Below are 8450 nucleotides of genomic sequence, written 5' to 3'. Positions count from 1 at the left end.
TCTGTGGTGTGCTCTGCCGATCTCCCACCGCTGCGCGTTGGGGAAGGGGTTGGGGCCGCTGCGCGGCCCCTCCTCAGTATGCAAGCTCCTTCGCTTCGCTCCAGAGCAAAGGCCGTACTCCGTACGGGGGTTCTACGCTGCGCTTCGAACCAAGGAGCTTGGTTCAGCCTTCGGCCGCACCAAGCGATCCTCGCGTTGCTCGGTTCTGAACACCTTTTATAGAGAAACAGGGCCAAAACCTGCTCTGACCTGCGGTTATCTAAAATCTTTGTTCCAGAAATCTGGAACAAAGCAACTCGTCCTGTTCCATCCGCATAGAACGTACCACTTAGTAACTTGATGGACAGTCAGCAACTTGTTTCGACTCGTTCCAGTAGACCAGAACAAAGCGGTATACCTAGTGCTACCGTTTCCCTTGCTGATCTTCAGTCGGAAGAAGGTGCCATGGACCAACTGCCAATCGTTCGGCCCGGACAACGTGTTGTCGCACGCTCAGACGGAAGAGGGGGTCTGGTTCTGGGCGTTGAACGGATGACGGGGCGAGACTTCGCCGCAACTGAGGACGTCTCAGGCTACGTCCTTGACTCCCGGGTTCTAATGGATGTGCTGGGCGGGCTGAAAATGCCCGGTTCCTGGTTCCAGGTCTGGTGCAAGCTGGTTGCTGGACAGGACGCGACAAAGGATCGTCCTGGGCAGCGGAGGGAGGTACCGCGTGGGTACGTCAAGGTCAACCAGCGAGACCTCCAAGCGCGCTGTAACCTCGCTGCGACGTCGGTGAACGAGGCCTGCCAGTGGTACACCCACATTGGGTGGATGCGAGGCGTGAAGAGGTCTCTCGTACAGCTCAACCCCTGGCTCACGGTTGCTGGCACCTCGGCAGAGCAAGAGCTTTGGCAAGAGGAGTGGAATGCCTCAGGGGCGCCGGCCTGCACCATTCCGGAGCCTGACTACCCAACAGCATGGAGGGAGGCCAGAGCGGCCGCGAAGGCGGCGGACAAGGCCGCGAAGGCTCGCCCTGGAGTCGTGACACCTCTTCGTGCGGCAAGCCGGCGCCGGGCATCAGCGTGACCAGCGCAGCAATATCCACTATGACTCGCCTACCTGGATCGGGAGCTCTCCGTGACCTCGTACGTGCCTGTGCCTCCTACTGATGAACCCGTCATGCTGTCGCGGGACGTCTTGCTGCTGCTGGCGTTGGTGGACATGACCACCGCTGGGAGTCGAGTGCTGCGTGCGCTCCTGGCCCTTCATGACCCCGAAACAGGGGCGGCTGACATCAGTCAGAATGAGATGTGCGCGCTGCTGGGAGCCACGAAGCCCACCGTCAACCGCGGCTTCAAGGAACTCAAGGCGGCCGGCATCGCGTGGAGGATCGAAGGAACTCAGGGGAAGTACCAGCTGCACCCTGTACTCACGAACGGGAAGATGGCCTCACCTCAGGCAGTGCCCGAGTTGAAGGCGCAGGCCCCTGAAACGTTCACCGAAGCGCGTCGTCGTCGTTTCGCTCGTCAAGTGGCGAATCTGGGGCTGTCCGCCTAAGGGTGCTGTTGAAGTAGGGGGCTGTCGGAATACTCGACAGCCCCCTACTTCGTTTCCTGCGACCAGGACCTGTCAGGTGGGATCCGTGGTTGGTGGACGCCGTGCCCTCCTCCCCGGGTGGGGTCGACGCGCGGGTCTGTTCCAGGAAACTGGAACGGATCGGTGTACCTGGTGCTACCGGCATACCTCCCCTCCCACATGGGCGGCTACCTCTTTGTTCCAGAAAGCTGGAACAAAGAGGTATGCCTAGTGCTACCGAAGAGGCCTTGGCTGGTTAGCCCGAGGCCTTCCTTGCGTTACAGCCACCTAGAACAAAGCGGTTCACCTGGTGCTACCAGTCGTCAGAGGGGGGCACTCAGGATCGGATTGTCATGCCTTGCTCAATCACGCGTCGCTGTACACGTCGAGTTGGATATACATGCATAATGTTAGGCATGACTAAATCGCTGGTGGAGTGGTCGGCGGGCGTCGATGGGCAGCCCCCGATCGTGGTGACATCGGCCTGGAAAGGCGGCGACGGCAAGAGCACGCTTGCCCGCGAACTGGCCTACCAGCTCGACGCGGTTTTGGTTGACCTGGACTGGGACCTGGGCGGCAGCACGAAGAGCATGGGTTACCGGTACGAGAAGTACGCGCGATACCCGCTGGAAGATGCGTTCGGGAAGGGGAAGGTCCCGACACCAGTCCGAGGAACGAAGAAAGCTGATCTTGTGCCGTCGTGGCCGGGCTGGCAGGACATCCAGCCGGAGAGAGACGTTGTCTCAGATGCATTGGAGACGTGGGCGCGGGAGTGGCAGCGGCCTCTGGTGGTGGATACCCATCCGGGTGGCTGTGAGGCCACCTACGGGGCCCTGAACGCGGCGAACTGCATCGTAGTGCCCACAGTGCTCGTCAAGGAATCGCTGAACGCCCTGGAGGGCATGGTTCAGGAGCTTGTGGACTACCCGTTGCTCATCGTCCCGAACAAGGTGAGTTCGCCGCCGCCGGTCTTCAGGCGACGGCTCCGGCGAATCGTGGAAGATGCGCAGCTTGTCACGGGTCCCATCGTGCACAAGGCGCTCTGGCTAGAGAAGCGGACGCTGAATCGCGCGGTCTGCTCTGAGCCGGTGCCGAAGCAAGCATCCTCCTTCGTGGAATCGATCGATGAGCTGGTGGAGAGTGTGATCGCGTATGGCTGATGGTCAGGCCCCGGGCGCCCTGGATGCTTTGGAGGAAGAGGCCGCGTCGCGGAAGCGAGGCGTGCGGAATCCTGGCGGTTCGCGGACTGCGGGCCGGCGGGCTGCGGGTGGGCAAGGCAAGCAAACTGCACAGGAGCGCCAAGAGGAACGCGACCGTCGCCGTGCCGAGAGGGAGCGGGAGACTGTCCCCCCGGTTGCGGAGACTCCACCCGCAACAGCGGGACCCGCGGCGACCTCCGCCGAGTCTGCGGAAGTTGTGGGTGAAGCTCAGCCGGCCGCGTCTGGGGAGGCGACATCACGCAAGCAGCGAGTAACGCCGCTTCAGTGGATTCCCGACGCGGAGTGCAGGGAGTTTCTCCGTAAGGTGCGGCTGGCAGCTGCGGAGGCGGACATGACGGTCCCGGCGGCGGCGGTGGTCCGTCACGCGATGCGGGAGCTGGCGAAGACGGCGGACCCTGATGTGTTGGTGCGCCTGCTAGGCCCGTCGAAGGCGGATGGGACCCCTGGGCGTCCCGTGCAGTAGGGCTATTGGCGCGGGGTGCGTGCATGTTGTGCACGTACCCCGCGCTTTTGTTTTGACGTTATACATGCATAACGTCAAAAATTTTCAATCCGAGTCTCCCTGGTGCGCACCGTGTGCAGCCTCCCACCAGCTACGATGCCGAGACGTGCACCCAAGTGCATGAACAATTAGATAACGTTGCACAGTTTCACGTGCGAAACGTTATACATGTAGAACATCAAAACGTTCGCCCCGGGGGCAGTCCTGGCAGGGAGACCCCGGGGCGTGTGATCGGAGGAGACCACCGATGCACCACCAGAGTACGGCCCTCGGATGGCCGGCGATGCCGGCGCTCAGCAGCACGATTACGGGCATGCCCCTGTGGGCCGTGGCTGCGCTGACTGTCACCGCGCTTGCACTCTTTGCCCTGGTCACCGTGCGGGGTGTGCACCGTGCGCGTGGAGGTGTGCACACCCGCGTGCAGAAGCCGCCGCTTCGGGACGCTGTCCGGCTTGCCGGCCCGTACGCCCGGATCGGCGCAGCTGGCATGGCGCTGTCTCTGCACGGGCTGTACGGCTACGCCACGAGCATGGACGGTCTCCATCTGAGCCCGCTGTGGGCGCTGCCGGCTATCGCGATCTTCGACGGCGCCGAACTGGCCGCTTTCGTAGCCCTGTACCGAGCTGCGCTCACAGCCACAGAGTGGACGCGTGAGATGCGGCGGGCGCGCCGACTCGCCTGGTGCCTGGCCGGGGGATCCTCCGTGATGAACGCCCTGCACGCGCCCGGCGACAGCCTTCCGGCAATGATCTTCTTCGGCGCCGTCCCACTCGTCAGCTTGAAGCTGATCGAATTCGAGCTCGACGCTGTACTCCTCCGCAACGACGACGAGTCGGAGGACGCGGCAACCCCCGGACTGCTGCGACTGCTGACCCTTGCCCGCGAACGCGCGTGGGCGCACGCCTTCGCACGTCTCGGCTTCGACCCGACCGGCCGCGGCGGTGCCGCGATGCACGCGGAGGCCCGTCTCCAGACCGCCGCTGCACGGCTGGTGGACCTGGGGCGCACGCAGGTGGCGGAGGCCGACGCGAAGGGTCGTCAGGGTCGGGGCGCGGCGCGCGGGCTTGCACGGGCCACGGCGGCTCGGGAGGAGGCGCAGGAGCGGGCGGAGCGCGCCATTTTGATGGCGGGTCTGGCCGGCGACGAGGGGGCTCGGGTGGGGCTGGCTCGGTACATGGTGACGGGTGGTCTCGTAGGTGATCTCGCGGGGGTGGACCGTCGGTCGCCGGCGGCGGTGATGGGTCTGCTGGAGCAGGTGGCGGTCCTGCCGAGCGCGGAGGCGCTGGTGTCCGAGACGCGCGCGGCGAAGGCGGAGGCTCGCGCGGCGAAGGCGGCGGCGGATGCCGATGCTGCACAGGCGCGCGCGGAGGCGGCGCAGGTGGCGGTGGAGGCCGCACGGGCGCGGGTCGCGGAGGCGGAAGCCGCACGGCGGGTGCACGCGGATGCACTGGCGGACGTCGAGGCGACGGAGGCCCGTCGCGCGGAGCTGCGCGCGGACGTCGAGGCGCTGGTGGAGGAGCACCGCCGGGCGCGGGTGGCTGCACGGGATGCACAAGCGGAGGCGGCTACCGTGCGCGGGACGCTGGCGGAGCTGCGCACGGACGTCGACGCTGCGCGCCAGGAACAGGCGCTCGTGAGGGGTGCACTCGACGTTGCGCGGGCGGAGGTCGAGGAGGCCATTACGGCGCCGGCGGGGGAGGCGGCGCCTCGGTGGACGTCGCCGGCGAAGTTGGCCGGGTGGGAGCTGTACCGGGCGCGTGTGCAGGCGACCGGAGCGGAGCCGACTGATTCGGAGTTCGCGGATCTTCCGGGGGAGGAGCGGGACCCGTCGACGCTGCGCCGGTGGCGGACGGAGTTCCGGCGGGCGATCGCTCGGGAGGCGGCGGCGCTCCTGTCGGGAGCTGACGACGCGCACGCTCGTACGCCGGATCGTCAGCCGACGCTGGTCTAGCCAATGACGAAGGCCGGCCCCCGACGGGGCCGGCCTTGAGGTAGCGCCGTGGCCTGGTGCGGGACATTGAGCACCAGGCGCAGAAGCTCCTACAGGTTGCCGGCGGAGACGGCCGTCACGAGGGCGTCGAGGGCGTCAGCAGTCACGATGATGACCGGGCCCCTTCCGGCTTGCTTGGTGTCGCGGATTCCAGCCCAGGAACCGGCGGCGCCGACTTCGACGCATTCGTTGTTCGCCCCTGAGGCCGAGCTTTTGCGCCAGGTGACGCCCGCTTGGGTGAGGTCGGCGAGGGTCGGGCGTGTGGTGCTCATGACTGGTGCTCCTGTCGTGCGGTGATCAGTGCCTGCCGTGTCTCGGCGGGCGGGAAAGCCTGGTCTTGGAGGGCCTGGAAGACGCTGCGGTAGTGCTCAAGGTCAGAGGCCCCGTCGAGGTACAAACCGCTCCTGTGGAGTTCCAGGTAGACGAGCGCGACAGAGGCCAGAGGCCGCGGGTCGTCACGGCCGACGAAAACGAAGTGCCCGCCCGGCCCGGCTGGTGTCGCGCCCGTTGCCGCCGGGAGTATCCGGAGGTCCACGGTCGGGTGCTCGGATGCGGTGATCAGGTGGGTGATCTGTTCGACCATGGTCGAGGGCCCGCCGACGGCACGACGTAGCGTCAGTTCATCGAGCACCACGTGCAGGTGAAGCCGTTCGTGTACGCGTCGCTGCCGCTCGGTGCGTGTGGCGATGTGGGCGCTGATATCGGCGGCGGAGGCCGTGGGGTCTGCCGCGCGGTGGATGGCCTCCGCGTAGGAAGCAGTTTGAAGTAGCCCCGGCACGAGGGTGCTTGCCCATACCAATTCCGTGTCGGCGTACGCCTCCATGGCAATGAGCGGGTCGAGGATGCTGGGGCGGGTGGGGTGGTCGAGCCACCAGCCGGGTTGCGCCCGCACGAGATCTTCTAGTTCCGCATGTTCAGCGGGGGTAGCCTCGCAGGCCGTTGCGATGGAGCGCATGGTGGGGATCCGGAGCGCGCCGGCGTCTTGCCACGATTCGTACCTGTTGACCGTGCCGACGCTGACGCCCGCAGCTCTGGCCACCTCGATTTGAGTCAGTGCCGCACGCTTTCGGAGAGTTTGAAGGCCTCGCGCAATGCGCATTCGGCTCACAGGACCGGTTGATGCCTTCGTCATATGCCCTCACTTTCTTACCGGTTGTGCGCCACCTGCTGGTGCGCAGCGTAGTGGGCTGGGGGGATCAATCGCGCGGGGTCGCGATCACCATCAATCAGGCGAGTTTCAGCAGTTTGACTATCCGTCATTGAAATTCAATGGCAGCATATACGGCATGGCGGCGGCGCATCCGTGATGTGTCGCACATTTCCGCGCGTTCGCGCAGCTCAGCCGGAGGGGTGACCCCCATGCATGACGCAGTGAGCAACCAATTCGATCAGCTGTACGCCACCCTGGCCGGCCTTCCGCCGGTGGCGCGGTGGGACCGCATCATGTCCTCCCTTGACCGCCCAGGCGGCCCCCCACCCCCTGATGTGCTGGGGCTGCTGGCGGATCGGCTGCTGACGCTGGGCATCCCGTTGGTGGCGGCCGTCGAGGCGCTGCCGGTGGAGCTGCGTCCGGCGGCGGGCGTGGCCGGGCTGGAGGTGTGGGGCCGGGCGACGGCGGTGCTGTCGGCGGTGCCGGCCTCCGAGGTGGACCGGATCCGGGTGGTCGACCGGGCTATGCGCGCGATGCGCGCGGCGCTGGTCGAGGTGGCCGGCCGTACCGGGGACGTGTGGACGTGGCCGGAGGAGGGCCGGTGAGCCGGGGCGTGTGTGTGGTGCTGGCGACTTCGGCCCTGGGTGCCTGGTGTGTGGTCCTGGTGGACCTGGTGGCGCGGGGGTGGGCGTGATGGTGCCTGGGGCGGCGCGGTGGGTGGCTGCTGCGCATTCGGAGCCGGCGCGGGTGTGGGCGGAGTGGGCGGAGAGGCGGGCGGCGCTGGTGCCGGCGGGCCGGCGGTGGGATGCGGTGGTGCTGCCGGTGACGCTGTATCAGGAGGTGGCGGAGGTGGCGCCGGCCGTGCTGGCCGGGGTGCCGGTGGTGGCCGACCTCCGGACGGATGTGTACTACTGCCTGGTGCCGGCGGGGACGGGCGCGGCGGTGGCGGCCGGGGTGCCCGGGGTGTCCGCGCGGGGTGTGGGTGCGTGGGTGGCGGTGAGGGATCCCGGGGTGGGGCGGGTGCGGGGGGCGCGGGTGGGGGTGTGGGTGCAGCCCCCGGGGCGCGGGGCCCGGCTCGCGGAACCGGTCGAGCTGCGCCGGGCGCTGGTGGCGGTGTCCGCGCCGGCGGCGGGGGCCAGGCGGTGACCGGTCTGGGTGGGGGGCTGGTGTGGGTGCCGCCGGAGGGCCGGCCCGACGAATCCGCGGCGGGGTCTACGTGGGTCTGTTGGCCGGGGTGCCGGGCGGTGCGGGCCTATGACACGTGGGATGTCGAGTCGCCGGGGCGCGCGGGGGTGTCGGCCGGTCTGGCGTGTGTGGCGTGGGGGATGCGCCCGGAGTACGCGGACTCGGTGGCGGCGCTGGCCTCTGGTCTGGTGGAGCACGCGGGCCGGGTGATGGTCTCTCACCGCCTGGTGGTGACCGTGGCGTGGGACGTCGATGACCTGGTGGTGATGGCGCTGGCCCTGCGGGGGCGGTGCGTGGGTGTGCTGGATCCGCGTACGCATCCGGCGGTGGCGCGGATAGCGGATGACGCGGACTCCTACCGGATGGCGGCGGGGCCGGTGGTGTGGGCGAGTGCGGGCGTGCCGGTGGAGGCGCTGGCCGCCTGAGGGGTGCCGGTGGGGTGTGGGTGGTGGTGGCCGGGGGTGTCTCACCCCCGGCCACCCGCGTTTACAGCCTGACAAATCATGTCATCTGACGGTGTATCAGATTGGTGATGCGGGTGCTGGATCTTTGGGAATGGGCGCTGGCGAATCCGGGCCGGGCGGCGGTGGCCGCCGCCGTGGTCGGCCCGGTGGCCCTGGGCGCGATGTTCCAGGAGCGGGCCAAGGCGCGGCCCGGCGGGCCCGGCGGGGCGCAGCAGCCGGCGGTGGACGGCTCCGGTGCGTGGGTGGGCCGGCTGCTGACCGGGCGCGACCTGCGGCCCGGTGAGCCCCGGTCGTCCGCGACGTGGTGGCGGGTGGGTGTGCCGGTGGAGCGGGACACGGCCGTGCACGACCTCGCGGTCGACGCCTTCGCGACGACGCCTTC

Annotated in this window: 9 protein-coding genes; 7 read left to right on the top strand and 2 right to left on the bottom strand. The window is 67.8% G+C overall.

Translation table 11 applies throughout. From position 1 onward, the window contains the following. Nucleotides 1-1119 precede the first annotated feature (1119 nt). From AB0D01_RS39180 to AB0D01_RS39170, 3 genes are all read left to right on the top strand, one after another. Nucleotides 1120-1539: a helix-turn-helix domain-containing protein gene (locus tag AB0D01_RS39180; protein WP_363064111.1), complete on the top strand. Its 420-nt coding sequence runs from the start codon at nucleotides 1120-1122 to the stop codon at nucleotides 1537-1539. A 434-nt stretch (nucleotides 1540-1973) separates the two neighbouring features. Beyond that, nucleotides 1974-2717, top strand: coding sequence for a ParA family protein (locus AB0D01_RS39175; RefSeq protein ID WP_363064109.1), 744 nt, complete (start codon nucleotides 1974-1976; stop codon nucleotides 2715-2717). An 809-nt stretch (nucleotides 2718-3526) separates the two neighbouring features. Next, complete coding sequence (locus AB0D01_RS39170) at nucleotides 3527-5230, top strand: hypothetical protein (protein WP_363064107.1); 1704 nt, start codon at nucleotides 3527-3529, stop codon at nucleotides 5228-5230. An 89-nt stretch (nucleotides 5231-5319) separates the two neighbouring features. Here the strand turns inward: AB0D01_RS39170 and AB0D01_RS39165 are convergent, their stop codons facing one another. Continuing rightward, the gene (locus AB0D01_RS39165; protein WP_363064105.1) at nucleotides 5320-5541 is read right to left on the bottom strand and encodes a DUF397 domain-containing protein; all 222 of its coding nucleotides are present in this window, start codon (nucleotides 5539-5541) and stop codon (nucleotides 5320-5322) included. After that, a complete protein-coding gene (locus tag AB0D01_RS39160; RefSeq protein WP_363064113.1) occupies nucleotides 5538-6368 on the bottom strand; it encodes a helix-turn-helix transcriptional regulator in 831 nt (276 codons plus the stop codon). Before AB0D01_RS39160 ends, AB0D01_RS39165 begins: the two co-directional genes overlap by 4 nt. Nucleotides 6369-6628: 260 nt before the next feature. On the opposite strand from AB0D01_RS39160, the gene AB0D01_RS39155 reads away from it, so the two are divergent. From AB0D01_RS39155 to AB0D01_RS39140, 4 genes are all read left to right on the top strand, one after another. Beyond that, complete coding sequence (locus tag AB0D01_RS39155; protein WP_363064103.1) at nucleotides 6629-7024, top strand: hypothetical protein; 396 nt, start codon at nucleotides 6629-6631, stop codon at nucleotides 7022-7024. A 217-nt stretch (nucleotides 7025-7241) separates the two neighbouring features. Beyond that, the gene (locus AB0D01_RS39150) at nucleotides 7242-7565 is read left to right on the top strand and encodes a hypothetical protein (protein WP_363064101.1); all 324 of its coding nucleotides are present in this window, start codon (nucleotides 7242-7244) and stop codon (nucleotides 7563-7565) included. A gap of 179 nt (nucleotides 7566-7744) precedes the next feature. Next, nucleotides 7745-8029 carry a hypothetical protein gene (locus tag AB0D01_RS39145; protein WP_363064099.1) on the top strand — a complete coding sequence of 95 codons (285 nt, stop codon included), beginning with the start codon at nucleotides 7745-7747 and terminating at the stop codon, nucleotides 8027-8029. Between the two features lie 113 nt (nucleotides 8030-8142). After that, on the top strand, nucleotides 8143-8450 hold a 308-nt coding region (locus AB0D01_RS39140), incomplete at its 3' end, for a hypothetical protein (RefSeq protein WP_363064097.1).

It is taken from the genome of Streptomyces sp. NPDC048606 (assembly GCF_040650855.1).
In the GTDB taxonomy this organism is placed as follows: Bacteria; Actinomycetota; Actinomycetes; order Streptomycetales; family Streptomycetaceae; genus Streptomyces.
Note: the sequence above shows the minus strand (reverse complement) of the source record. Positions and strands in the feature narration are given on the sequence as shown.